Genomic DNA, 25,641 nt, shown 5'->3' with positions numbered 1-25,641 from the left:
ACTTCTGATAAAGTCGGAGTCGCCGGAAAGGGAAACGCGAAAGCGGAAACCTGGAAAGCGCCGAGGAAATCGGATACGGAAACGGTCTGGTAGAGTCGGAAACGCAAGACCGAAGGGAAACTGCCCGGAGGAAAGCCCGAGAGGGTGAGTACGAAGGAAGCGTCCGTTCCTTGAGAACTCAACAGCGTGCCAAAAATCAACGCCAAGTTTGTTGATACCCCGGCTCACAGGCGTCTGTCTGTGGGTTGAGGTTCCTTTGAAGTAGTAAACACAGCGAGGACGCTGTGAACGGTCGGGCTTATTCCGCCTGACTGTTCCGCTCTCGTGGTGTGGCCCGCAGTCTTTAATTAGACGCAGCCGGGTTGACATTCACGGAGAGTTTGATCCTGGCTCAGGACGAACGCTGGCGGCGTGCTTAACACATGCAAGTCGAACGATGAACCCGCTTCGGTGGGGGATTAGTGGCGAACGGGTGAGTAACACGTGGGCAATCTGCCCTTCACTCTGGGACAAGCCCTGGAAACGGGGTCTAATACCGGATAATACTCCTGCAGGCATCTGTGGGGGTTAAAAGCTCCGGCGGTGAAGGATGAGCCCGCGGCCTATCAGCTTGTTGGTGAGGTAGTGGCTCACCAAGGCGACGACGGGTAGCCGGCCTGAGAGGGCGACCGGCCACACTGGGACTGAGACACGGCCCAGACTCCTACGGGAGGCAGCAGTGGGGAATATTGCACAATGGGCGAAAGCCTGATGCAGCGACGCCGCGTGAGGGATGACGGCCTTCGGGTTGTAAACCTCTTTCAGCAGGGAAGAAGCGAAAGTGACGGTACCTGCAGAAGAAGCGCCGGCTAACTACGTGCCAGCAGCCGCGGTAATACGTAGGGCGCAAGCGTTGTCCGGAATTATTGGGCGTAAAGAGCTCGTAGGCGGTCTGTCGCGTCGGATGTGAAAGCCCGGGGCTTAACCCCGGGTCTGCATTCGATACGGGCAGACTAGAGTGTGGTAGGGGAGATCGGAATTCCTGGTGTAGCGGTGAAATGCGCAGATATCAGGAGGAACACCGGTGGCGAAGGCGGATCTCTGGGCCATTACTGACGCTGAGGAGCGAAAGCGTGGGGAGCGAACAGGATTAGATACCCTGGTAGTCCACGCCGTAAACGGTGGGAACTAGGTGTTGGCGACATTCCACGTCGTCGGTGCCGCAGCTAACGCATTAAGTTCCCCGCCTGGGGAGTACGGCCGCAAGGCTAAAACTCAAAGGAATTGACGGGGGCCCGCACAAGCAGCGGAGCATGTGGCTTAATTCGACGCAACGCGAAGAACCTTACCAAGGCTTGACATACGCCGGAAAGCATCAGAGATGGTGCCCCCCTTGTGGTCGGTGTACAGGTGGTGCATGGCTGTCGTCAGCTCGTGTCGTGAGATGTTGGGTTAAGTCCCGCAACGAGCGCAACCCTTGTTCTGTGTTGCCAGCATGCCCTTCGGGGTGATGGGGACTCACAGGAGACTGCCGGGGTCAACTCGGAGGAAGGTGGGGACGACGTCAAGTCATCATGCCCCTTATGTCTTGGGCTGCACACGTGCTACAATGGCCGGTACAATGAGCTGCGATGCCGTGAGGCGGAGCGAATCTCAAAAAGCCGGTCTCAGTTCGGATTGGGGTCTGCAACTCGACCCCATGAAGTCGGAGTTGCTAGTAATCGCAGATCAGCATTGCTGCGGTGAATACGTTCCCGGGCCTTGTACACACCGCCCGTCACGTCACGAAAGTCGGTAACACCCGAAGCCGGTGGCCCAACCCCTCACGGGGAGGGAGCTGTCGAAGGTGGGACTGGCGATTGGGACGAAGTCGTAACAAGGTAGCCGTACCGGAAGGTGCGGCTGGATCACCTCCTTTCTAAGGAGCATCTAGGCCGCCAGACATTGTCTGGTGGTCCAGGGCCATTACGTCGGCATCTGTCCGACGGTGGTTGCTCATGGGTGGAACGTTGATTATTCGGCATTCTTGACTGTCTTCTCCTTCCAGTACTGTCCTTCGGGGCGTGGAACGTTGAGGGAAGCGGTAAGGGTGCCGGGCACGCTGTTGGGTGTCTGAGGGTACGGCCGGCTTGTCTGGTCGCCTTCAGTGCCGGCCCCAGTGAACTCGCCCTTCGGGGTGGGGTGGTGGGTGGTTGGTCGTTGTTTGAGAACTGCACAGTGGACGCGAGCATCTGTGGCCAAGTTTTTAAGGGCGCACGGTGGATGCCTTGGCACCAGGAACCGATGAAGGACGTGGGAGGCCACGATAGTCCCCGGGGAGTCGTCAACCAGGCTTTGATCCGGGGGTTTCCGAATGGGGAAACCCGGCAGTCGTCATGGGCTGTCACCCACATCTGAACACATAGGGTGTGTGGAGGGAACGCGGGGAAGTGAAACATCTCAGTACCCGCAGGAAGAGAAAACAACCGTGATTCCGGGAGTAGTGGCGAGCGAAACCGGATGAGGCCAAACCGTATGCGTGTGAGACCCGGCAGGGGTTGCGTATACGGGGTTGTGGGATCTCTCTTTCATGGTCTGCCGGCCGTGAGACGAGTCAGAAACCGTTGATGTAGGCGAAGGACATGCGAAAGGTCCGGCGTAGAGGGTAAGACCCCCGTAGTCGAAACATCAACGGCTCGTTTGAGAGACACCCAAGTAGCACGGGGCCCGAGAAATCCCGTGTGAATCTGGCGGGACCACCCGTTAAGCCTAAATATTCCCTGGTGACCGATAGCGGATAGTACCGTGAGGGAATGGTGAAAAGTACCGCGGGAGCGGAGTGAAATAGTACCTGAAACCGTGTGCCTACAAGCCGTGGGAGCGTCGCTCATCAAGTTTACTTGGTGGGTCGTGACTGCGTGCCTTTTGAAGAATGAGCCTGCGAGTTTGCGGTGTGTTGCGAGGTTAACCCGTGTGGGGAAGCCGTAGCGAAAGCGAGTCCGAATAGGGCGTTTTAGTAGCGCGCTCAAGACCCGAAGCGGAGTGATCTAGCCATGGGCAGGTTGAAGCGGAGGTAAGACTTCGTGGAGGACCGAACCCACCAGGGTTGAAAACCTGGGGGATGACCTGTGGTTAGGGGTGAAAGGCCAATCAAACTCCGTGATAGCTGGTTCTCCCCGAAATGCATTTAGGTGCAGCGTCGTGTGTTTCTTGCCGGAGGTAGAGCACTGGATAGGCGATGGGCCCTACCGGGTTACTGACCTTAGCCAAACTCCGAATGCCGGTAAGTGAGAGCACGGCAGTGAGACTGTGGGGGATAAGCTCCATGGTCGAGAGGGAAACAGCCCAGAGCATCGACTAAGGCCCCTAAGCGTACGCTAAGTGGGAAAGGATGTGGAGTCGCACAGACAACCAGGAGGTTGGCTTAGAAGCAGCCACCCTTGAAAGAGTGCGTAATAGCTCACTGGTCTAGTGATTCCGCGCCGACAATGTAGCGGGGCTCAAGCGTACCGCCGAAGTCGTGTCATTTCAGCATATACGCCCAACGGCGGCTGGGATGGGTAGGGGAGCGTCGTGTGCCGGGTGAAGCCGCAGCGGAAGCTAGTGGTGGACGGTTCACGAGTGAGAATGCAGGCATGAGTAGCGATACACACGTGGGAAACGTGTGCGCCGATTGACTAAGGGTTCCTGGGTCAAGCTGATCTGCCCAGGGTAAGTCGGGACCTAAGGCGAGGCCGACAGGCGTAGTCGATGGATAACCGGTTGATATTCCGGTACCCGCTGTGAAGCGTCAAACATTGAACCAGGCGATGCTAAGTCCGTGAAGCCGCCCCGGAGCCTTCGGGCAAGGGGGAGTGGTGGAGCCGACGGACCAGATCTGCAGTAGGTGAGTGATGGGGTGACGCAGGAAGGTAGTCCATCCCGGGCGGTGGTAGTCCCGGGGTAAGGGTGTAGGGCGTTGTCCAGGTAAATCCGGACAGCACATAGCCTGAGACCTGATGCCGAGCCGATTGTGGTGAAGTGGATGATCCTATGCTGTCGAGAAAAGCCTCTAGCGAGTTTCATGGCGGCCCGTACCCTAAACCGACTCAGGTGGTCAGGTAGAGAATACCGAGGCGTTCGGGTGAACTATGGTTAAGGAACTCGGCAAAATGCCCCCGTAACTTCGGGAGAAGGGGGGCCATCACTGGTGAGAGGATTTACTCCTCGAGCTGGGGGTGGCCGCAGAGACCAGCGAGAAGCGACTGTTTACTAAAAACACAGGTCCGTGCGAAGCCGTAAGGCGATGTATACGGACTGACGCCTGCCCGGTGCTGGAACGTTAAGGGGACCGGTTAGTGCACCTTCGGGTGTGCGAGGCTGAGAACTTAAGCGCCAGTAAACGGCGGTGGTAACTATAACCATCCTAAGGTAGCGAAATTCCTTGTCGGGTAAGTTCCGACCTGCACGAATGGCGTAACGACTTCTCGACTGTCTCAACCATAGGCCCGGTGAAATTGCACTACGAGTAAAGATGCTCGTTTCGCGCAGCAGGACGGAAAGACCCCGGGACCTTTACTATAGTTTGATATTGGTGTTCGGTTCGGCTTGTGTAGGATAGCTGGGAGACTTTGAAGCGGGCACGCCAGTGTTTGTGGAGTCGTCGTTGAAATACCAGTCTGGTCGTGCTGGATGTCTAACCTGGGTCCGTGATCCGGATCAGGGACAGTGTCTGATGGGTAGTTTAACTGGGGCGGTTGCCTCCTAAAGAGTAACGGAGGCGCCCAAAGGTTCCCTCAGCCTGGTTGGCAATCAGGTGTTGAGTGTAAGTGCACAAGGGAGCTTGACTGTGAGACCGACGGGTCGAGCAGGGACGAAAGTCGGGACTAGTGATCCGGCGGTGGCTTGTGGAAGCGCCGTCGCTCAACGGATAAAAGGTACCCCGGGGATAACAGGCTGATCTTCCCCAAGAGTCCATATCGACGGGATGGTTTGGCACCTCGATGTCGGCTCGTCGCATCCTGGGGCTGGAGTCGGTCCCAAGGGTTGGGCTGTTCGCCCATTAAAGCGGTACGCGAGCTGGGTTTAGAACGTCGTGAGACAGTTCGGTCCCTATCCGCTGCGCGCGCAGGAACATTGAGAAGGGCTGTCCCTAGTACGAGAGGACCGGGACGGACGAACCTCTGGTGTGCCAGTTGTCCTGCCAAGGGCATGGCTGGTTGGCTACGTTCGGGAGGGATAACCGCTGAAAGCATCTAAGCGGGAAGCCTGCTTCGAGATGAGTGTTCCCACCCACTAGATGGGGTAAGGCTCCCAGTAGACGACTGGGTTGATAGGCCAGATCTGGAAGCCCGGTAACGGGTGGAGGTGACTGGTACTAATAGGCCGAGGGCTTGTCCTCAGTTGCTCGCGTCCACTGTGTTGGTTCTGAAACCACGAACAACCCCACCCCTTTGTCTGGTCACGGGGGTGGTGCGGTTGATATGTGTTTCACCGTGTTTCGGTGGTCATAGCGTGAGGGAAACGCCCGGTTACATTCCGAACCCGGAAGCTAAGCCTCACAGCGCCGATGGTACTGCAGGGGGGACCCTGTGGGAGAGTAGGACACCGCCGAACAAATATTACGAAAAGCCCTGTACCGGGTTCACCGGTACAGGGCTTTTCTGCGTTTCCGGTTAGTTGAAATGGTGTCTTTCCTCTTCTCTCTTCTCCTCTTTCGTCGGAGAAGAGAGACCATTCAGAGGCGTCCTGCGGCTTTCAGGGCCAGATATGCGTCCGCCAGTGCCGGCGCAAGGTCGTCCGGAGTCGCGTCTACGACGGTGACGCCGTGGCGGCGGAGTTGTTCGGCGGTGCGATGACGTTCTGTCTGTGCCTGGGCGGCGGCTGCGGCCTCGTACACCCCTTCTGTGTTTCCTCGGGCTGCTGCCATGGTTGCGATGTGCGGGTCCGCCACCGAGGCCACGAGGACCGTGTGGCGCTGGGTCAGTTGACCGAGGACGGGAAGCAGGCCCTCTTCGATGGGCGCCGTGTCCAGGCTGGTGAGCAGGACGATCAGGGAGCGTCTGGGAGCCGTACGGAGTGCGGTGGCCGTGAGGCCGCGGGCGTCCGTTTCGATGAGTTCGGGTTCCACGCCGGCCATCGCGTTGACCAGGGACGGGAGGACGTCGGCCGCGGCACGGCCCTGGACCAGGGCGCGTACCCGACGGTCGTACGCGAGGAGGTCCACACGGTCGCCTGCGCGGGAGGCCAGGGCCGCGAGGAGGAGGGCTGCGTCCATGGAGGCGTCCAGCCGGGGGACGTCGCCGACGCGGCCCGCCGACGTACGGCCGGTGTCCAGGACCAGGAGGATGTGGCGGTCACGTTCGGGGCGCCAGGTGCGGACGGCGACCGTGGTCTGGCGGGCTGTGGCGCGCCAGTCGATGGAACGGGTGTCATCGCCGGGGACGTACTCGCGCAGGCTGTCGAATTCCGTGCCTTCGCCGCGGGTCAGGACGCTGGTGCGGCCGTCGAGTTCGCGTAGGCGTGCCAGCTTCGAGGGGAGGTGCTTGCGGCTGGTGAACGGGGGGAGGACGCGTACCGTCCAGGGAACGCGATGGCTGCCCTGTCGGGCGAAGAGGCCCAGGGGACCGTACGAGCGGATCGTCACGCGGTCGGCATGGCGGTCGCCTCGGCGGGTGGGGCGTAGACGGGTGGTGACGCGGCGGCGTTCGCCGGAGGGGACCGTCAGGCGGTGACGGGAAGCCTCCACTTCGGTGCCGGACTGCCAGCTGCTGGGGGGCCAGGCATCGCGTAGGCCGGCGCGGAGCAGACGGCCGGAGGGGTTGGTGACCGTGAGTGTGACGTCCGCTGATTCGCTCAGGCGTACGGAGACGTCGCCGGAGCGGGCGAGGCCGAGGCGGCGTACGGGTGCGGCCAGGGCGAAGTCGCAGGCGCAGGCGACTGCCAGGGAACCGTTGACCGCGAGGAAGCCCGTCCAGCCGGCGTCCCAGAGGCCGAGGGGGATCGAACCCAGGGCCGCCAGGAGGGCGGCGCGGCCGGTGAGTGCCATCAGCGGGGAACGGGGACGTGGGCGAGGATCGCGTTGATGACCGAGTCGGCCGTCACGCCCTCCATCTCGGCCTCCGGGCGGAGTTGCACGCGGTGGCGGAGAGTGGGCAGGGCGAGCGCCTTGACGTCGTCGGGGATGACGTAGTCGCGGCCGGTCAGCCAGGCCCACGCGCGGGCCGTCGCGAGGAGGGCTGTGGCGCCTCGGGGGGAGACGCCGAGGGTGAAGGACGGGGATTCGCGGGTGGCGCGGCAGATGTCCACCACATAGGCGGTGATCTCGGGGGAGATCGTTGTCTTGGCGACCGCCGCGCGTGCCGCTTCCAGGTCCGCCGGGCCTGCCACGGGGCGTACGCCGGCGGCGCGCAGGTCGCGCGGGTTGAAGCCCTCGGCGTGGCGGGTGAGGACGTCTATCTCGTTCTCGCGGGAGGGGAGGGGGATCGTGAGCTTGAGGAGAAAACGGTCCAGCTGGGCCTCGGGGAGGGGGTACGTGCCCTCGTACTCGACCGGGTTCTGGGTCGCCGCGACCATGAACGGGTCGGGGAGGGGACGGGGGGTGCCGTCGACGGTGACCTGGCGTTCCTCCATGGCTTCCAGGAGGGACGACTGGGTCTTCGGGGGTGTGCGGTTGATCTCGTCCGCGAGGAGGAGGTTGGTGAAGACCGGGCCCGGCTGGAAGGAGAACTCCGCGGTGCGCGTGTCGTAGACGAGGGAGCCGGTGATGTCGCTCGGCATGAGGTCCGGAGTGAACTGGACGCGCTTGGTGTCGAGGTCGAGTGCGGATGCGAGTGCCCGGACGAGCAACGTTTTGGCTACTCCAGGGACTCCTTCGAGGAGAACGTGTCCGCGGCAGAGAAGGGCGACGACGAGGCCGGTCACGGCGGGGTCCTGGCCGACCACGGCTTTGGCGATCTCGGCGCGCAGGGCTTCCAGGGAGGCCCGGGCGGTGTCCGGGTTCCCGGTGATCCTGGTGATCCCGGCGTTGTCAGTGGTCGGGTCCATCATGGACGGCGTACCTCTCTTTCGAGGGCGTCGAGTTGGTCGGCGAGGGAGATGAGGGCGGCGTCGTCGCCGGGCGGCGGGCCGAAGAGGAGGGAATGCAGGGACTGTCCGTCTCCGTGGTCGTGGAGGTGGGCGGACAGAGCGGGGAGCAGGGCCTCGGGCGAGTGCGCCTGGGGTACGGGGACGCCTACGAGGGGGGCGAGGCGAGTGCGGGTGGTGGAGCGAAGAGCGCCTGCCGCGCGGTCGCGGGCGTTGGTCTTGCGGTAGAGGCGGGCGCGGCCTTCGACGGTTTCGGAGGCGCGGATCGCCACCGGAAGACGTTCGGGTACGAGGGGGCCGAATCGGCGTGCCCGCCAGAAGGCGGCCAGAACCGCGGCGAAGAAGAGTTGCAGGGTCCCCCACAGCCAGCCCGAAGGGAGCAGGTCGAACAAGCCGCGCTCGCCGGAGTCGGTGCGCGAGCCGTCGGAGAGCGAGGGGAGGTACCAGACCAAGTGGGGGCGGGAACCGAGCAGTTGCAGGGCGAGCGAGGCGTTGCCGTGCTCGTCGAGACGGTCGTTGTAGAGGATGTCGGGTGCGCCGAGCACGACGGTGTCGCCGTTCCCTGTGACCGCGGGGACGCGTACGAGGGTGGGGAGGCCGTCGCTGGGGTAGCACGCGTCGGCATTGCTGGCGGTGGTGTCGTAGCGGAAGCCACCCGTGTCGGCGCTGCCCGCGCGTTGGGCTGCGGGCAGGTCACAGTCGGGGGAGAGCTTCGAGTGGAAGCTGATCGCGGCATCGGCGGTGACACCGGGCGCGAGTGTCCCGACGGACGGACTGCCGGGGGCGACCAGGACCGTACGTCCGCCGGAGCTCTTCGTCGCTGTGTGCAGTTGGTCCTGTTGACGGTCGGTCAGCAGGTCGGGGGCCGCGATCAGGAGCGTCGTGTCGGCGTCGGCGGCGGCGCTCGCCTGGGCGAGGGTGGTGACCACGCGCGTGGAGACGCCCCGTTCGGCGAGGAGCGTGGCGACGGCGCGGCTGCCGCGGGGGTCGGCGGAACGTGGGTCGAGGCCGCCGCGGCGGGTGCCGGAGTTGATCACGGCGATCGCGACGGCACCCACGAGGAGGAGGACGACGCCGAGTACGACACCTCGCGCGCGGGTCCACACCTGGCGGGCGGTGGGCGAGGCCGAGGTGGGAGCGGGGAGCAGCGTGGCCTCGGTGATCATTCGGCGGCTCCCTGGCGGGCGTTGGGGGCCGTGCTGAGGGCACTGCTGTGGTTCGCGAGGACCGGTTTCGTGCGCTCCAGGTCGTTGTCGAGGTCGGTGAGCCGGCGGTACATCTGCGGGGTCGCGCCGCGTCCGCCGTATGTCACGTCGTCGAAGTCGCGGGCCGCGGTGCGCAGGCGGTCGGTGTGTGCGGGCAGGGTGCGGCCCGCTTCCGCGGCTGCCTCGTCGGCGGTGCGACCGGGGCGGGTGTCGAGGAGCGCGCGTTCCTCCAGGGAGCGGACGATGGCACGCATGCGCTCCTGGACGGCCTGGTTCCAGTGGCCCTGGACGGCGTGCGCCTCGGCGGCGGCGCGGTGTTCGGCGGCGCTGCGGGGGCGGTCGTCGAAGAGCACGGCGGACGAGGTGGGGCCGGTGCGTGGAGTGCCGAGGCGCCACCACAGGGCGCCGATCACGGCGGCGACGGCCAGGAGGACGACCACCAGTCCGACGAAGCCTCCGGGGGTCGCGGTCGAGGTCGCGTTGAACACCTTGCCGAGCCAGTCCCAGAGGGCGTCCATGCCTCGTTGGAGGAGGCTCGGGTCGTTCTGGTGGTACATGCGCTTGGACAGCTCGCGCCGGGCTGCCTCCCGCGCGGGATCACGCGGGATCGTCACCGGCGGGTCGTCGGCCGCCAGCGACAGTACGGCCGTGTCGCCGACGCGCAGCAGGGCTCGTACGGCCGCTTCGGCGGTGGACGGCAGCGTCGGCACCGTGGTGAGGAATCCCCCCGTCAGGCTCACCGCATCAGCTCCCCGGGGTGGCGCCCGGGGCGCCGGAGCCCTGGATGCCGGCGGCGCGGGCCAGGTCGAGGTCGAGGGCCTCGCGGCGGATGCGCTGGTCGATGTAGAGGAGCACGGTCACGCCCGCGGTGATCGGGAAGGTGATCATGGAGCCGATCACCGAACCGATGCCGCTGACGATCAGGAACGTCCAGCCGAAGCCGCCCGTGCCGTCGAGGAGGCCGCTGATGCCGTCTCCGGTCAGGGCTGCGGCGACGAAGGAGAACGGGAGGACCACGATGGACGAGACGACCATGGCGATGATCGAGGCGAGCAGCTGGATGCCGAGGACCCGCCACCAGGAGCCACTGACGAGCTTCACGGAGCGGCTGATCGACTTCACGATGCCCTGTTTCTCCAGCATCAGCGCCGGCGAGGCCAGGGAGAAGCGGATCATCAGCCACAGCGCGACGATGCTCGCGCCGAGGCCGCCCAGGATGGCCAGCGCCGCGCCTGCGCCCTCCGAACCCGCGAGGGCCACGAGGAGGCCCGGTGCGACGGCGACGGCGAAGATCGTGACGACGGTGAGCAGCAGCAGGAAGATGAGGCCGAACAGCTTCGGGATCTGCGGGCGGGCGTCCCGCCAGGCTTCGCCGATGGTCACCGGCTTGCCGAGCACGGCGCGGCTGGTCACGGTGGTGAGCAGGGCGGTCGCGATGACGGTGCCGATCATGGAGATCACGAAGAGGACGCCGGAGCTGAGCGCGGCGTCACCCATGGCGCGGCTCACTTCCTCGAAGCTGGCGTTCGCGTCGTTGAGACCGTCGACGCTCGTGCTGTCCTCCAGGAACAGTCCCTGGAGGAGGATGGCGACGATCTCCGTGACGATCGCGACGGTGAGCGAGATACCCAGCACGGTGCGCCAGTGGGCGCGCATGGTGGAGACGGCGCCGTCGAGGATCTCGCCGACGCCGAGGGGGCGCAGCGGGATCACGCCGGGCTTGGCGGCGGGCGGGGGACCGCCCCAGTTGCCGCCCCAGCCGGGGTGGCCGCCGGGCGGGCCGTATCCGCCGTACCCTCCGGGGCCGCCGTAGCCGCCCGGGGTGCCGGGGTGGTTGCCGCCCCAGCCCGGGCCGGGAGGCGGTGGTGGGGGCGGGGCCTGACCGGGGCCCCGGGGGCCGGTGGGGGCGGACCACTGGGCGGGCGGTGGCTGTTCCGGGGACCACTTCGGGCCCGAGCCGGTCGTGTCCGGGCGCGGCTGGTCCGCGGGTTCCGCGGGACCGGGGCGGTCGGCGGGGGCGGACGTGCCGGGCTGCTGCCCTTCGGAGGGGGCAGATCCGGGCGAGGCCCAGCCCGGAGTGTCGTTCATCGTCGCTCCTTCACGGTGCCCGTCCGCGTTCGCGGCAGGTTGGCAGCCATCGTGTCATGGGGAGTGCGCGGGGGGATCAGCCCCCGTATGGGCTGGACACCTTCAATTGTCCGACGGATAAGGGGCAGACTGGGTGGATGGCTGATCAGTACGCGCAATCCCGCGAGGACAACCGGCCCACCGAGATACCGGCGCTCCGCTGGGAGGAACCTCCCGAGGGTCCGGTGCTGGTCCTCCTCGATCAGACGAGACTGCCGGCCGAGGAGGTCGAGCTGGTCTGTACGGACGCGCCCGCGCTGGTGGCGGCGATCCGTTCGCTGGCCGTGCGCGGGGCGCCGTTGCTCGGTATCGCGGGGGCGTACGGTGTCGCGCTCGCCGCCGCTCGCGGCTTCGACGTGGACGAGGCCGCCGTCGCCCTGGCGCAGGCCCGGCCCACCGCCGTGAACCTCGCTGTCGGGGTGCGCAGGGCGCGGGAGGCGTTCGAGGAGGAGCTTGCCAGGAGCGGTGACCGGGAGCAGGCGGCCGGGGCGGCGCTGGTCGCGGCGCGGGTGCTGCACCGGGAGGATGCCGAGGCCAGCGCGCGGATGGCCGTGCTCGGGCTGGCGCTGCTGGACGAGTTGCTGCCCGGCGGCGGGCACCGGGTACTCACGCACTGCAACACAGGGTCACTGGTGTCGGGTGGTGAGGGAACGGCGTTCGCGGTGGCGCTGGCGGCACACCGGACGGGGCGGCTGCGCAGGCTCTGGGTGGACGAAACGCGCCCGTTGCTGCAAGGTGCTCGCCTGACGGCCTATGAGGCGGCGCGCAGCGGAATGGCGTACACCTTGCTCACGGACAACGCGGCGGGCTCTCTGTTCGCCGCCGGGGAGGTGGACGCGGTACTGATCGGCGCGGATCGGATCGCGGCCGACGGTTCGGTGGCGAACAAGGTGGGGAGCTATCCGCTCGCCGTGCTGGCCAGGTACCACCACGTGCCGTTCATCGTGGTGGCGCCGTTGACGACGGTGGATCCGGACACCCCCGACGGGGCGTCCATAGAGGTGGAACAGCGTGCCGGACACGAGGTGACGGAGATCGCCGCGCCTCAGGTGCCGGTGGCGGGAGCGGAAGCGGGAGGCGGAATTCCGGTGGCACCCCTGGGAACCCAGGCGTACAACCCGGCGTTCGATGTGACGCCTCCCGAGTTGGTGACGGCGATCGTCACCGAAGCGGGCGTTGTGTCGCCCGTGACGGCTGCGGCGCTGGTAGAGCTGTGTGACAGGTCACGACAGGTAACGATTTAGTTAATGGGATGATGTCGTTTATGAAGGGACGAGTCCTTGTCGTCGATGACGACACCGCACTGGCCGAGATGCTCGGCATTGTGTTGCGTGGTGAAGGTTTTGAGCCGTCTTTCGTAGCTGACGGCGACAAGGCGCTGGCCGCTTTCCGTGAGTCCAAGCCCGATCTGGTGCTCCTGGACCTGATGCTTCCCGGCCGGGACGGTATCGAGGTGTGCCGCCTGATCAGGGCGGAGTCCGGGGTGCCGATCGTGATGCTCACGGCCAAGAGCGACACCGTCGATGTCGTCGTGGGCCTGGAGTCGGGTGCCGATGACTACATCGTGAAGCCGTTCAAGCCGAAGGAGCTGGTCGCCCGGATCCGGGCGCGGCTGCGGAGGTCGGAGGAGCCGGCGCCCGAGCAGTTGGCCATAGGTGACCTCCTCATCGACGTCGCCGGTCACTCTGTGAAGCGGGAGGGGCAGTCGATCGCGCTGACGCCTCTGGAGTTCGATCTGCTGGTGGCGCTCGCGCGCAAGCCGTGGCAGGTGTTCACGCGTGAGGTGCTTCTGGAGCAGGTCTGGGGGTACCGCCACGCGGCGGACACCCGGCTGGTCAACGTTCATGTGCAGCGGCTGCGCTCCAAGGTCGAGAAGGACCCGGAGCGGCCGGAGATCGTGGTGACCGTCCGTGGCGTCGGTTACAAGGCAGGACCGAGCTGACATGTCCGGGGACAGTGCCGCTTCGCCCCCCGGGCGTTCCGGGGGGCGTGCGGAGCGGCCTGTCGGGCGGCAGAAGGTGAGCAGGGCCGGCTCCGGCTGGCGGCAGTTCTTCGAGGGCGGGCTGCTCCAGGGCGGTGTCCAGGGCAGCCCGGTCCTTCGTCTGTTCATGCGCTGGGTGCGTCGGCCGCTGCTGCCCGTCATGCGGTTGTGGCGGCGCAACATCCAGCTCAAGGTCGTCGCCACGACGTTGCTGATGTCGCTCGGTGTCGTCCTGCTGCTCGGTTTCGTCGTTATCGGGCAGGTGCGCAACGGCCTGCTGGACGCCAAGGTGAAGGCCTCGCAGAGCCAGGCCGCGGGCGGCTTCGCGGTGGCCAAGCAGAAGGCGGACACGGCGGCCAGCGCCAGTGGTGACGACGGCTCCGGCGCCGACGGCCGGCCCGCGCAGAACGTCATCCAGTACATGAGCGACCTGGTGGAGTCCCTCTCCAGTGGCGGCCAGGGAGCCTTCGACGTCGTGACGCTCCCGATCGGTCCGGCCGGCGACGACAGCGGCGGCGGGCGCGGGCCGCGTGCCTCCGGCGGGGTGGACCCGACGGCGAGCGTGCCCGAGGCGCTGCGCGCGCGGGCCGACGGCAGCATGCTGATGGCCCAGAGCTACACCCGTATCACCTACACCAACGGCAGCGAGTCGCAGCCCGCGCTGATCATCGGCAAGCAGGTCGACGACCCGAACGGCGACCCGTACCAGCTGTACTACCTCTTCCCGCTCACCCAGGAGGAGAAGTCGCTGAGCCTGGTCAAGGGGACGCTGGCGACGGCCGGGCTGTTCGTCGTCGTACTCCTGGGGGCCATCGCCTGGCTTGTGGTGCGGCAGGTCGTGACGCCGGTGCGGATGGCGGCCGGGATCGCCGAGCGGCTGTCCGCCGGGCGGCTGCAGGAGCGGATGAAGGTCACCGGCGAGGACGACATCGCGCGGCTCGGCGAGGCCTTCAACAAGATGGCGCTGACTCTCCAGCTGAAGATTCAGCAGCTGGAGGAGCTGTCGCGGATGCAGCGGCGGTTCGTGTCCGACGTGTCGCACGAGCTGCGGACGCCGCTGACGACCGTACGGATGGCCGCCGATGTCATCCATGACGCGCGCGTGGACTTCGATCCGGTGACCGCGCGGTCGGCCGAACTGCTCGCCGATCAGCTGGACCGGTTCGAGACGCTGCTCGCGGATCTGCTGGAGATCAGCCGGTTCGACGCGGGCGCGGCTGCGCTGGAGGCCGAGCCGATAGACCTCAGGCAGGTCGTCCGGCGGGTGGTGAGCGGTGCCGAGCCGCTGGCCGAGCGCAAGGGGACGACGGTACGGGTCGTCGGCGACCAGCAGCCCGTCGTGGCCGAGGCCGACGCGCGGCGCGTGGAACGGGTGCTGCGCAACCTCGTCGTCAACGCCGTGGAGCACGGCGAGGGCAAGGACGTCATCGTGAAGCTGGCCGCCGCGGGGGGTGCGGTCGCGGTGGCCGTGCGCGACTACGGGGTCGGGCTCAAGCCCGGTGAGGCGACCCGGGTCTTCAGCCGCTTCTGGCGGGCCGACCCGGCACGCGCGCGTACCACCGGCGGTAACGGCCTCGGTCTGTCCATCGCGCTGGAGGACGCGCGGCTGCACGGCGGCTGGCTGCAGGCGTGGGGCGAGCCGGGCGGCGGTTCGCAGTTCCGGCTGACGCTGCCGCGCACCGCCGACGAGCATCTGCGGGGTTCACCCATACCGCTGGAGCCCAAGGACTCACGGCGCCATCGTGGACTCAACGACGCGGGTCTGCCGTACGCGGGCGGCGACAAGCTGGCCACGGTGCCGGTGCAGACGGTGGTCACGGAACAGCGGCCGATAGCGCCGAGGCTGGTCGGCCCGACCCCGACCGCGGACCCCACGGCGCTGCCCGGCAACGGATCGCGCGTGGTGCCGCGCCCGGCCGGTGGTGCACGGCGGGACGGTACGTCCGGTACGGAGCCGCAGTCCTCGGACACGGTGTCCTCCAGTGCCGGGCCAGAGCGTGTGGACGAACAAGGGGAGGCATTTCGTGGGCCCTGACCGCGAGCGGGACGGTCGGCGGCGGGAAACGGTTCGCGCGGTCGTGTACGCCGCCTGTGGCGCCGTACTGCTGGCCGGATGCGCCTCGATGCCCGACAGCGGGGATCTGCGCGGAGTCGAGTCCACGCCCCGGCAGGACGCCCAGGTACGGGTCTTCGCCCTGCCGCCCCACGAGAACGCCCCGCCGGGGCAGATCGTCCAGGGCTTTCTGGAGGCTCTGACCAGCGACGATCCGCACTATGAGACCGCACTCAAGTACCTGACGGCGCGTGCCGCGAAGCAGTGGCGGCCCGATGCGTCGACCACGGTGCTGGACGGGGGGCCCACCGCCGATCCCGTGCGTGTGGGCAGCCGGGACGAGACCGACGACGACTACACGTCCACGCTGACCGGTGACCGGTTCGCCACGCTGGACTCCCAGCAGTCGTACGAACCCGCCGACGGGAAGTACAGACAGACACTGCACCTCACGCGCGAGAAGAAGAGCGGGCAGTGGCGCATCGACGACCTGCCGCAGGGCATCGTCATGGGCAAGTCGGACTTCCTGCGCAACTACACGTCCGTCAACAAGTACTACTTCGCGTCGAACACGCCGACGGAGTCGGACGGGCAGCCCGTGTCCGTCGCCGATCCGGTCTACGTCCGCAAGAAGGTCGACCCGATGACGCAGACGGTGAGTTCGCTGCTGCAGGGCCCCTCGCGCTGGCTGGGACCGGTGGTCAGGTCGAGTTTCCCCACCGGTACGGCGCTCAAGAAGGGCGTCACCTCACTGACCCCCGACGACCAGAACCGGTTGACGGTGCCGCTCAACGACAAGGCGAGCCGGGTCGGGTCCGCCAAGTGCACCGAGATGGCGGCCCAACTCCTCTACACGCTCCAGGACCTGACCCCCACGGGGGTCGACGAGGTCGCACTGCAGCGCGCCAACGGCACCCAGCTGTGCGTCCTCGACAAGGACCGGGCCGAGATCGTCGCCGCGCGCGGTGTGGTGCAGCACCCCGAGTTCCAGTACTTCATCGACGGCAAGCACCGCCTCGTACGCGTGGCCGGCGACAGCCTCGAAGCCGCCGCAGACGTCACCCCGGTGCCGGGCGCGCTCGGCGAGGGCGAGAAGCAGCTGCGGTCCGCGGCGGTCTCGCGGGACGAGGACAGCGCGGCGGGGGTCTCGTCGGACGGGGCCATGCTCTACGTCGGGTCCCTGGTGTCCGGCGGATCGCTCGGTGAGCCCGTGCTGACCAGCCAGGGCGCCACCAAGGCCGACCGGCTGACCACGCCCAGCTGGGACGGCGACGGTGACCTGTGGGTGGCCGACCGCAACCCCGCGAAGCCCCGGCTGCTGCTCCTGGAGAAGGGTGCGGGCGAGCCGCTTGAGGTGCGGACTCCGGCGCTCGACGGGCGTATCGAGGCGGTACGGGTGGCCGCCGACGGGGTGCGGATCGCGCTCATCGTGGAGAAGGACGGCCTGCGGTCCCTGTACGTCGGGCGGATCGAGCGCGACGAGCGGTCGGCGGCCTCGGGCGGGACGCTTCAGGAGAAGACGGCGGCGGGGCAGAAGTCCGGGGAGCGGCCGGTCGTGTCGGTCCTCGAACTGCACTCCGTGACACCGCAGTTGGAGGAGGTCACCGCCATGTCGTGGGCCGGGGACAGCCGGCTCGTGGTGGTCGGACGTGAGCAGGGCGGCGTACAGCAGATGGGATACGTACAGGTCGACGGCTCGACGCCGGTGGGGTCGGCGCCGGCCGCGCTGACCGGTGTGAAGGCCATCGCCGCCTCCGAGGACGAGAGGCTGCCGCTGGTGGCGTACTCGGAGGAGGACGGGATCGTGCGGCTGCTGTCCGGGTCCAAGTGGCAGAAGCTCGTCAAGGCGGGGTCGGCTCCGGTGTATCCGGGGTGAGTGGCCTTTCCGGTTCTGTGGTTCCGCGGTTCTGTGGTTCGGCCCGTGGGCCAGGGTGGGAGTGAGGTGTGACGGCCCGTCGGATGTCCGGCGGGCCGTCGGCGTTCCCGGGTGCTGCTCGTGGGGCGTGCGGAGTTGTCCACAGGGGTTTTCCACAGGGGTGGCCGGGTGGCGTCGGTGTTGGCACAGTGGTGGGCATGCGGGGGTGGTGGCAGGATCTCGGCGACCTGGTGCTGCCGGCCGAGTGCGGAGGCTGCGGAAGGCCTCGCACGGTGCTCTGCCCGGAGTGCCGTGCCGTTCTGAACGGGGCCGCACCGAGCCGGGTGCGGCCGGTGCCGGAGCCGCCGGGGCTGCCGGCCGTGCATGCGGCGGCACGGTACGAGGACGAGGTGCGCGCGGTACTCCTCGCGCACAAGGAAAGGGGTGCGCTGGCCCTCGCGGGGCCACTCGGGACGGCGCTGGCGGGAGCTGTACGGGCGGGGCTCGACGGGGCCCTGTGCGGTGGTACGGGCGTGCTGCTCGTGCCTGTGCCGTCCGCGCGTCGGGCTGTGCGGGCCCGGGGGCATGATCCGGCTCGGCGGATCGCGCTCGCCGCGGCGAGCGAGCTGCGTCGGTCCGGTACGCCGGCCCGGGTGCTGGCGGTGCTGCGGCAGCGGCGTGCTGTGGCCGATCAGGCGGGCCTTGGCTCCCGGCAGCGGCTGGACAACCTCGCGGGCGCGCTGAGCGTGGTCGCCGGGGGCGGCCGGCTGCTGGCCGGGGCCGGTGCGGTCGTCCTGGTCGACGACCTGATGACGACCGGGGCCTCACTGGCCGAGGCCGCGCGTGCCGTGCGTGAAGCGGTCGGGTGTGGCAGGACGGGAGGGGCGAAGGGGGCGGAACGGTCGGGAGAGGTGGGGAACGTGAGAGGAGTGAGAAAAGCCGTGTACTCGGAAGCGGGGCGGGAAGGCAGAGGACAGGAGTGCGCGGAAGCCACGTCGGTGAGTGTGGAGCGGAGGCCAGGACGGTCGGGAATGGTGGCGCCGGGCACCTTCAGAGGGATGTTCTGCGCGGCTGTGGTCGCGGCGACGCCTGATTCCTTCGAAATAAACCGGAACTGAGCGCGAACTTGCATCGTTGCAGGTAGTGAGAGGGTCAATTCATTTGAACGGAGGTACGCGCCAGTAGAGGGTGACGACATCCGTCCGGGCGAGATATGTTCGGTTGTGAGGGAAAGCCGCAGGCCACACCTCGCAAATCCGAATGCCGTGCTGCGGGTTTTGCCTAATCACCCCAGTCGGCCGCGTGGGGATCTTGTCCATGGGGGAGGAGGAGGTGGAAGTCACCGAGTCCGCGGTTCCGGAGCACACCGGAGCCTGGTGCAAAAGGGAGACGCTTCGCCACTGAAGCGGAGCGATCCGGGAACGGAGTTCTGCGTGGACATCGTCGTCAAGGGACGCAAGACCGAGGTGCCCGAGCGGTTCCGGAAACACGTTGCCGAGAAGTTGAGGCTGGACAGGATCCAGAAGCTCGACGGCAAGGTGATCAGCCTCGATGTAGAGGTGTCCAAGGAGCCCAACCCCCGGCAGGCCGACCGCTCCGACCGAGTGGAGATCACACTCCACTCCCGCGGTCCGGTGATCCGGGCGGAAGCAGCGGCAAGCGACCCGTACGCGGCACTCGACCTCGCGGCGGACAAGCTCGAGGCCCGGCTGCGCAAGCAGCACGACAAGCGTTACACCCGCCGGGGCGCCGGCCGGCTGACAGCCGCCGAGGTCGCCGACCACGTCCCGGACGCGGCAACGCTGAACGGCAATGGTCACCCCGTCCATGAGGAAGACACGGACGGCGTGCCCGTCAAGAGGATCGGCTCGCTGGAAGTGAAGGGCGAAGGCCCCCTCATCGTCCGAGAGAAGAGCCACGTCGCCTCCCCGATGACGCTCGACCAGGCTCTCTACGAGATGGAGCTGGTCGGGCACGACTTCTACCTGTTCGTCGACTCCGAGACCAAGGAACCGAGTGTCGTCTACCGGCGGCACGCCTACGACTACGGCGTGATCCACCTCAACACGGATCCGATGGTCGCCCACCAGGCGCACGCCCCGGAGGCGGGTGGCACGCTGGGCGGCTGAACCGCCCCCGGTGACAGCTGGGCGGGTGCCCCTGGAGCGCGTGTGCGCCCCCAGGGGCACCCGTGTGCGACTCCTCCGGGACCCGCTCTGTCACCTCACCGACGCCCGGGCATGGAATCATGGCCGCAACGGCTCAACCGGTGGGTCGTTGCCTTGGGTTGGCGATGGCACAGGACCACAGGCCACAGCCTTCAGGGGGAGGAACGATGGCGGACAGCTTCGGACCGATGCAGGTCGAGGATGCCGGCGACGGCGTCACCGGCATGGGCCCGGACGGGGGCAACTCGCGCAAGGAGCCGATCAGAGTCCTTGTCGTGGACGATCATGCGCTCTTCCGCCGTGGACTGGAGATCGTGCTCGCGGCCGAGGAGGACATCCAGGTCGTCGGCGAGGCGGGGGACGGCGCGGAGGCTGTCGACAAGGCCGCCGATCTGCTGCCCGACATCATCCTGATGGACGTACGGATGCCGAAGCGCGGCGGGATCGAGGCCTGCACCTCCATCAAGGAGGTCGCGCCCAGCGCCAAGATCATCATGCTGACGATCAGCGATGAGGAAGCCGATCTGTACGAGGCGATCAAGGCGGGTGCGACCGGCTATCTCCTCAAGGAGATCTCCACGGACGAGGTGGCCACGGCCATTCGTGCGGTGGCCGACGGGCAGTCGCAGATCAGCCCCTCGATGGCGTCGAAACTGCTCACCGAATTCAAGTCGATGATCCAGCGGACGGACGAGCGGCGGCTGGTGCCCGCGCCGCGGCTCACGGAGCGCGAGCTGGAAGTGCTCAAGCTGGTCGCCACCGGGATGAACAACCGCGATATCGCGAAGGAGTTGTTCATCTCCGAGAACACCGTGAAGAACCATGTGCGCAACATCCTGGAGAAGCTGCAGCTGCACTCCAGGATGGAAGCGGTGGTTTACGCGATGCGGGAGAAGATCCTCGAGATTCGGTAGGGCGGTCGTGCGTCGGGGGCGTGAGGCCGGGGGTGGCGCGGTCGGCGGTGGGTCAGGTGAGGGACCGGGCCAGTTCCCTTGTCAGAGGGGCGCGTAGGTCCGGGGCGTCCATCCGTTCCACTCGTACGTTTGTGCAGTTCACCCAGCTTGCCGCCTCCAGCAGGGCCTGGGCCACCGCCGGGACCGCCTTCGGGCCGTTCAGGGTGACCTGCCTGGCCACCAGGGTGTTGCCCTCCCGGGCGGGGTCCACCCTGCCGACGAGGTGGCCGCCGGCGAGGACCGGCATCGCGAAGTAGCCGTACACGCGCTTCGGCTTGGGGACGTAGGCCTCCAGGCGGTGGGTGAAGCCAAAGATCCGTTCTGTGCGTGCCCGTTCCCAGATCAGGGAGTCGAAGGGGGAGAGCAGGGTCGTGCGGTGGCGGCCTCGTACGGGTGTCTCCAGGGCCGCCGGGTCGGCCCAGGCCGGTTTGCCCCAGCCCTCGACCGTGACGGGGACCAGGCCCGAGTCCGCGATCACCGCGTCGACCTGTTCAGCCTTGAGACGGTGGTAGTCGGCGATGTCCGCGCGGGTGCCGACGCCCAGGGACTGGCCCGCCAGACGGACCAGACGGCGCAGGCATTCGGCGTCGTCCAGTTCGTCGTGCAGCAGTGTGTCCGGGATGGCGCGCTCCGCCAGGTCGTACACCCGCTTCCAGCCTCGGCGCTCCACGCACACCACCTCGCCGTACATCAGGGCGCGTTCGACGGCGACCTTGGTGCCGGACCAGTCCCACCAGTCACTGGTGCGTTTCGCGCCGCCCAACTCTGTCGCGGTGAGGGGGCCCTGGGCGCGGAGTTGTTTGATGACCTGCTCGTAGGTGCCGGGTGGAAGGTCGTGGTTCCAGTGCGGGCGGGAACGGTAGGCGCGGCGGCGGAAGGCGAAGTGGGGCCATTCCTCCACGGGGAGGATGCAGGCGGCGTGCGACCAGTACTCGAAGGCGTGGGGGTGGGGTTTCTGGTCGGGGTCGAGAGTGGGGGTGGTTCGGGAGGTCGGCGGCGCCGGGTTCCAGTAGGCGTCTTCGATTTTCTTGCGGGGTATGGCGCCCAGGCGGGCGTACGGGATGAGTTCATGGGAGCGGGCGAGTACGGAGATCGTGTCGAGCTGGACCGCGCCGAGGTGGCGGAGGATGCCGCGGACGCCTGCCTTGCGGTTGGGAGTGCCGAGGAAGCCCTGGGCGCGTAGGGCGATACGGCGGGCTTCGTCGGCGGAGAGATCGGTGTGGAGGGTGGGGTGGGGCGGGCTGCTCGTCATGCCTCCGCACGATAGGGGGTGGGACTGACAGTGCGGGTGAGCTGGGGTTTTTGGGGGTGGTTGTTCTCGCCCCCGCCGCCCCTACCCGTCCCGTTCCTGGGGGCTGCGCCCCCAGACCCCCCTTCGGCCCTGAAGGGGCCTCGTCCTCAAGCTCCCCCAGAGGAGGGACCCCCAGACGGCTGGAGGGGCCTGGGCTGGAGTGACGGGGGTGGGAAACACGGCCCGCGCTGAACGGGCCTCCTCCTCAGTCGCCGGACGGGCTGGAAATGCTGGGGGGCGGGAGATACGGGGCCGTGGAGGGGAGGCCGACGTCCGAGGGGAGGAGGGAAGCGACCCAGCAGTCGCGGCGTACTCCCTTGTTGTTGATTGCTGAGCGCAGGGTGCCCTCCATGGTGAAGCCGGCTTTTTCTGCTGTTGCCCGGGATGCCGTGTTGCCCACCTCCGCCCGCCATTCCACGCGGTCCACCGACATGTCGGTGAAGGCCCAGCGGGAGGCGGTGATGGTGGCCTCGGTGATAAAGCCGTTGCCACGGTGGGCCTTGGCGGCCCAGAAGCCGACTTCGCTCACTCCGAGGGAGCGCATGGTGAGGGCGAGCATGCCCACCAACTCCTCCCTTTCGGGAAGGAAGACGCCGAACGTGAACATCGATCCGTCCGCCCAGCCGTCGGGTACCAGCTGGGAGGTGAAGCCGTGTGCGTGCTCGGGAAGGTAGGGGGACGGGATCGTCGTCCAGCGCTGGATGTCTGCGTCCTGCACCGCCGCGTACACGGCGTCCGTGTCGTGGGGGCCGACCGTGCGCAGAAGGAGACGGGCCGTGGTGAGGGTGACGGGGTCCATCGGCTGATTCTGGTCGGGAGAGGATGAGGGCGCCATCCCTTTTGCCAGGCGTGAGTTCGTGATCACAATTCGTGCAATTCATGGGTGGGGCACGGCACCATCCGTGGCTCCCGGCCGTTCTCCTTATGGCTGTCCTACCGGCAGGCCTCCCGGCTGGGCGGGGTCCTCGCATACGATGGCCGTCGCTCAGTCAAGACAATGAAAACCGACCGTCCTAGGCCCGACCGGCAAGGAGACCAACCCCCGTGTCCGTCCTCTCAAAGATCATGCGTGCAGGCGAAGGCAAAATCCTGCGCAAGCTGCACCGCATCGCGGACCAGGTCAACTCCATCGAAGAGGACTTTGTCGACCTCTCCGACGCCGAGCTGCGGGCCCTCACCGATGAGTACAAGCAGCGGTACGCCGACGGTGAGAGTCTGGACGACCTGTTGCCCGAGGCCTTCGCCACCGTGCGCGAGGCGGCCAAGCGTGCCCTCGGCCAGCGTCACTACGACGTGCAGATCATGGGCGGCGCGGCGCTCCACCTCGGCTATGTCGCCGAGATGAAGACCGGTGAGGGCAAGACCCTGGTCGGCACCCTGCCCACCTATCTGAACGCCCTCTCCGGAGACGGTGTTCACCTCATCACGGTCAACGACTACCTGGCCGAGCGTGACTCCGAGATGATGGGCCGCGTCCACAAGTTCCTGGGACTGAGCGTCGGCTGCATCCTCGCCAACATGACGCCGGCCCAGCGGCGCGAGCAGTACGCCTGCGACATCACGTACGGCACGAACAACGAGTTCGGCTTCGACTACCTGCGCGACAACATGGCGTGGTCGAAGGACGAACTCGTCCAGCGCGGCCACAACTTCGCCGTGGTCGACGAGGTCGACTCGATCCTCATCGACGAGGCCCGTACGCCGCTGATCATCTCCGGCCCGGCCGACCAGGCCACCAAGTGGTACGGCGACTTCGCGAAGCTGGTCACCCGTCTCAAGCGCGGCGAGACCGGCAACCCCCTCAAGGGCCTTGAGGAGACCGGCGACTACGACGTCGACGAGAAGAAGCGCACGGTCGCCATCCACGAGTCGGGTGTCGCCAAGGTCGAGGACTGGCTGGGCATCGACAACCTGTACGAGTCGGTGAACACGCCGCTGGTGGGCTACCTGAACAACGCCATCAAGGCCAAGGAACTCTTCAAGAACGACAAGGACTACGTCGTCATCGACGGCGAAGTCATGATCGTCGACGAGCACACCGGCCGTATCCTCGCCGGCCGCCGTTACAACGAGGGCATGCACCAGGCGATCGAGGCCAAGGAAGGGGTGGACATCAAGGACGAGAACCAGACCCTGGCGACCATCACCCTCCAGAACTTCTTCCGCCTGTACGAAAAGCTCTCCGGCATGACCGGTACGGCCATGACCGAGGCCGCGGAGTTCCACCAGATCTACAAGCTCGGTGTCGTCCCGATCCCGACCAACCGTGACATGGTCCGCAAGGACCAGTCCGACCTCATCTACCGCACCGAGGTCGCGAAGTTCGAGGCGGTCGTCGACGACATCGCCGAGAAGCACGAGAAGGGTCAGCCGATCCTCGTCGGCACGACCTCGGTGGAGAAGTCCGAGTACCTGTCGCAGCAGCTCTCCAAGCGCGGCATCCAGCACGAGGTGCTCAACGCCAAGCAGCACGACCGGGAGGCGACCATCGTCGCCCAGGCCGGCCGCAAGGGAGCCGTCACGGTCGCCACCAACATGGCCGGTCGTGGTACGGACATCAAGCTCGGCGGCAACCCCGACGACCTCGCCGAGGCGGAGCTGCGGCAGCGCGGCCTCGACCCCGAGGAGCACATCGAGGAGTGGGCCGCGGCCCTGCCGAGCGCCATGGAGCGGGCCGAGAAGGCCGTCAAGGCGGAGTTCGAGGAGGTCAAGGACCTCGGTGGGCTCTACGTCCTCGGCACCGAGCGGCACGAGTCCCGGCGGATCGACAACCAGCTGCGCGGTCGTTCCGGCCGTCAGGGCGACCCCGGCGAGTCGCGGTTCTACCTCTCCCTCGGCGACGACCTCATGCGGCTGTTCAAGGCCCAGATGGTCGAGCGCGTCATGTCGATGGCGAACGTTCCGGACGACGTGCCGATCGAGAACAAGATGGTGACCCGTGCCATCGCCTCCGCCCAGTCGCAGGTCGAGACGCAGAACTTCGAGACCCGCAAGAACGTCCTCAAGTACGACGAGGTCCTCAACCGGCAGCGCGAGGTCATCTACGGCGAGCGGCGCCGCGTCCTGGAGGGCGAGGACCTGCACGAGCAGATCCAGCACTTCATGGACGACACCATCGACGCGTACATCGCCGCGGAGACCGCCGATGGCTTTGCCGAGGAATGGGACCTGGACCGGCTGTGGGGCGCCTTCAAGCAGCTCTACCCGGTGAAGGTCACCGTCGACGAGCTGGAGGAGGCGGCCGGCGACCGTGCCGGGCTGACCGCCGAGTTCATCTCCGAGTCGATCAAGGACGACATCCACGACCAGTACGCGTCGCGTGAGGAGCAGCTCGGCTCCGAGATCATGCGTGAGCTGGAGCGCCGGGTCGTGCTGTCGGTCCTCGACCGTAAGTGGCGCGAGCACCTCTACGAGATGGACTACCTCCAGGAGGGCATCGGTCTGCGCGCCATGGCGCAGAAGGACCCGCTGGTCGAGTACCAGCGCGAGGGCTTCGACATGTTCACCGCCATGATGGAGGGCATCAAGGAGGAGTCCGTCGGCTACCTGTTCAACCTGGAGGTCCAGGTCGAGCAGCAGGTCGAGGAGCTCCCGGTCGCCGACACCGCGCCGTCCCTGGACAAGGGTGCCGAGGACTCGGTGCCGGCCCAGGCGAGCGCCGGTTCCCGGCCCGAGATCCGGGCCAAGGGGCTCGACGCTCCGCAGCGGCCGGACCGGCTGCACTTCTCCGCCCCGACCGTGGACGGAGAGGGCGGCATCGTCGAGGGCGACTTCGTCGGGGACGACGACGAGGTGCGGTCCGAGGCGGACGGCCTCACGCGCGCGGAGCGGCGCAAGCAGCAGCGGAGCGGGCGGCGGCGTAAGAAGTGAGCAGTCAGCACTCAGTCGGCAGTCGGCAGTCAGCAGTGAGTGCGTGGTAGTCGCTGTGTGACGTGTTGTGTGAAGGGCCGGGCATCCATGGAGGGTGGCCGGCCCTTCGGAGTGTC

Annotated in this window: 15 protein-coding genes and 3 rRNA genes; 11 read left to right on the top strand and 7 right to left on the bottom strand. The window is 67.0% G+C overall.

Going from position 1 to position 25,641, the window contains the following annotated elements:
• Positions 1 to 368: 368 nt before the first annotated feature.
• The 3 genes from ACW4TU_RS16995 (at position 369) to rrf (ending at position 5,553) form a co-directional block, all read left to right on the top strand.
• Positions 369 to 1,897, top strand: a 16S ribosomal RNA gene (locus tag ACW4TU_RS16995).
• A 317-nt stretch (positions 1,898 to 2,214) separates the two neighbouring features.
• Positions 2,215 to 5,338 (top strand): 23S ribosomal RNA (locus ACW4TU_RS16990).
• A gap of 98 nt (positions 5,339 to 5,436) precedes the next feature.
• Positions 5,437 to 5,553: ribosomal RNA gene (gene rrf / locus ACW4TU_RS16985) — 5S ribosomal RNA — on the top strand.
• The 16S, 23S and 5S rRNA genes sit together here, the layout of an rRNA operon.
• A 121-nt stretch (positions 5,554 to 5,674) precedes the next feature.
• Here the strand turns inward: rrf and ACW4TU_RS16980 are convergent.
• Genes ACW4TU_RS16980 through ACW4TU_RS16960 form a run of 5 tightly spaced genes read right to left on the bottom strand, consistent with a single transcriptional unit; the run spans position 5,675 to position 11,315 of the window.
• On the bottom strand, positions 5,675 to 6,985 hold the full coding sequence (locus ACW4TU_RS16980; protein WP_457428659.1) for a DUF58 domain-containing protein: 1,311 nt from the start codon (positions 6,983 to 6,985) through the stop codon (positions 5,675 to 5,677).
• Positions 6,985 to 7,986, bottom strand: coding sequence for an AAA family ATPase (locus ACW4TU_RS16975; protein WP_457428658.1), 1,002 nt, complete (start codon positions 7,984 to 7,986; stop codon positions 6,985 to 6,987). The genes ACW4TU_RS16980 and ACW4TU_RS16975 overlap by 1 nt, the downstream gene beginning before the upstream one ends.
• Positions 7,983 to 9,188, bottom strand: coding sequence for a DUF4350 domain-containing protein (locus tag ACW4TU_RS16970; RefSeq protein WP_457428657.1), 1,206 nt, complete (start codon positions 9,186 to 9,188; stop codon positions 7,983 to 7,985). The genes ACW4TU_RS16975 and ACW4TU_RS16970 overlap by 4 nt, the downstream gene beginning before the upstream one ends.
• Positions 9,185 to 9,967, bottom strand: a complete 783-nt coding sequence (locus tag ACW4TU_RS16965; protein ID WP_457428656.1) for a DUF4129 domain-containing protein — start codon at positions 9,965 to 9,967, stop codon at positions 9,185 to 9,187. Before ACW4TU_RS16965 ends, ACW4TU_RS16970 begins: the two co-directional genes overlap by 4 nt.
• Before the next feature lie 4 nt (positions 9,968 to 9,971).
• Positions 9,972 to 11,315 (bottom strand): DUF7847 domain-containing protein, encoded by a 1,344-nt coding sequence (locus tag ACW4TU_RS16960; RefSeq protein ID WP_457428655.1) that lies wholly within the window; start codon positions 11,313 to 11,315, stop codon positions 9,972 to 9,974.
• 137 nt (positions 11,316 to 11,452) lie between these two features.
• On the opposite strand from ACW4TU_RS16960, the gene mtnA reads away from it, so the two are divergent.
• From mtnA to ACW4TU_RS16925, 7 genes are all read left to right on the top strand, one after another.
• Complete coding sequence (gene mtnA / locus ACW4TU_RS16955) at positions 11,453 to 12,598, top strand: S-methyl-5-thioribose-1-phosphate isomerase (protein ID WP_457428654.1); 1,146 nt, start codon at positions 11,453 to 11,455, stop codon at positions 12,596 to 12,598.
• 8 nt (positions 12,599 to 12,606) lie between these two features.
• A complete protein-coding gene (gene mtrA / locus ACW4TU_RS16950) occupies positions 12,607 to 13,296 on the top strand; it encodes a two-component system response regulator MtrA (protein ID WP_327697099.1) in 690 nt (229 codons plus the stop codon).
• 1 nt (position 13,297) lies between these two features.
• A complete protein-coding gene (gene mtrB, locus ACW4TU_RS16945) occupies positions 13,298 to 15,370 on the top strand; it encodes an MtrAB system histidine kinase MtrB (RefSeq protein ID WP_457428653.1) in 2,073 nt (690 codons plus the stop codon).
• Positions 15,360 to 17,264, top strand: coding sequence for an LpqB family beta-propeller domain-containing protein (locus ACW4TU_RS16940; protein WP_457428652.1), 1,905 nt, complete (start codon positions 15,360 to 15,362; stop codon positions 17,262 to 17,264). Before mtrB ends, ACW4TU_RS16940 begins: the two co-directional genes overlap by 11 nt.
• Before the next feature lie 197 nt (positions 17,265 to 17,461).
• Positions 17,462 to 18,361 (top strand): ComF family protein, encoded by a 900-nt coding sequence (locus ACW4TU_RS16935; RefSeq protein WP_457428651.1) that lies wholly within the window; start codon positions 17,462 to 17,464, stop codon positions 18,359 to 18,361.
• 315 nt (positions 18,362 to 18,676) lie between these two features.
• Positions 18,677 to 19,372, top strand: coding sequence for a ribosome hibernation-promoting factor, HPF/YfiA family (gene hpf, locus ACW4TU_RS16930; protein ID WP_457428650.1), 696 nt, complete (start codon positions 18,677 to 18,679; stop codon positions 19,370 to 19,372).
• A gap of 206 nt (positions 19,373 to 19,578) precedes the next feature.
• Positions 19,579 to 20,325, top strand: a complete 747-nt coding sequence (locus tag ACW4TU_RS16925) for a response regulator (protein WP_457430165.1) — start codon at positions 19,579 to 19,581, stop codon at positions 20,323 to 20,325.
• A 52-nt stretch (positions 20,326 to 20,377) separates the two neighbouring features.
• On the opposite strand, the gene ACW4TU_RS16920 is transcribed toward ACW4TU_RS16925, so the two are convergent.
• Positions 20,378 to 21,616: a winged helix-turn-helix domain-containing protein gene (locus ACW4TU_RS16920; RefSeq protein WP_457428649.1), complete on the bottom strand. Its 1,239-nt coding sequence runs from the start codon at positions 21,614 to 21,616 to the stop codon at positions 20,378 to 20,380.
• A gap of 244 nt (positions 21,617 to 21,860) precedes the next feature.
• Positions 21,861 to 22,454: a GNAT family N-acetyltransferase gene (locus tag ACW4TU_RS16915; RefSeq protein WP_457428648.1), complete on the bottom strand. Its 594-nt coding sequence runs from the start codon at positions 22,452 to 22,454 to the stop codon at positions 21,861 to 21,863.
• 245 nt (positions 22,455 to 22,699) lie between these two features.
• On the opposite strand from ACW4TU_RS16915, the gene secA reads away from it, so the two are divergent.
• Positions 22,700 to 25,525 carry a preprotein translocase subunit SecA gene (gene secA, locus ACW4TU_RS16910; protein WP_457428647.1) on the top strand — a complete coding sequence of 942 codons (2,826 nt, stop codon included), beginning with the start codon at positions 22,700 to 22,702 and terminating at the stop codon, positions 25,523 to 25,525.
• The last annotated feature ends 116 nt before the right edge of the window (positions 25,526 to 25,641 follow it).

It is taken from the genome of Streptomyces kryoterrae (assembly GCF_054072135.1).
The sequence above is the reverse complement of the archived record's forward strand: the minus strand, read 5'-3'. Positions and strand labels throughout refer to the sequence as shown.

Coding starts and splice junctions, on each gene's coding strand:
- mtnA (WP_457428654.1), top strand. CDS start 11,453: ATGGCTGATCAGTACGCGCAATCCCGCGAGGACAACCGGCCCACCGAG.
- ACW4TU_RS16980 (WP_457428659.1), bottom strand. CDS start 6,985: ATGGCACTCACCGGCCGCGCCGCCCTCCTGGCGGCCCTGGGTTCGATC.
- mtrB (WP_457428653.1), top strand. CDS start 13,298: ATGTCCGGGGACAGTGCCGCTTCGCCCCCCGGGCGTTCCGGGGGGCGT.
- ACW4TU_RS16915 (WP_457428648.1), bottom strand. CDS start 22,454: ATGGACCCCGTCACCCTCACCACGGCCCGTCTCCTTCTGCGCACGGTC.
- mtrA (WP_327697099.1), top strand. CDS start 12,607: ATGATGTCGTTTATGAAGGGACGAGTCCTTGTCGTCGATGACGACACC.
- ACW4TU_RS16960 (WP_457428655.1), bottom strand. CDS start 11,315: ATGAACGACACTCCGGGCTGGGCCTCGCCCGGATCTGCCCCCTCCGAA.
- ACW4TU_RS16970 (WP_457428657.1), bottom strand. CDS start 9,188: ATGATCACCGAGGCCACGCTGCTCCCCGCTCCCACCTCGGCCTCGCCC.
- ACW4TU_RS16925 (WP_457430165.1), top strand. CDS start 19,579: ATGGCGGACAGCTTCGGACCGATGCAGGTCGAGGATGCCGGCGACGGC.
- ACW4TU_RS16935 (WP_457428651.1), top strand. CDS start 17,462: ATGCGGGGGTGGTGGCAGGATCTCGGCGACCTGGTGCTGCCGGCCGAG.
- ACW4TU_RS16975 (WP_457428658.1), bottom strand. CDS start 7,986: ATGATGGACCCGACCACTGACAACGCCGGGATCACCAGGATCACCGGG.
- ACW4TU_RS16920 (WP_457428649.1), bottom strand. CDS start 21,616: ATGACGAGCAGCCCGCCCCACCCCACCCTCCACACCGATCTCTCCGCC.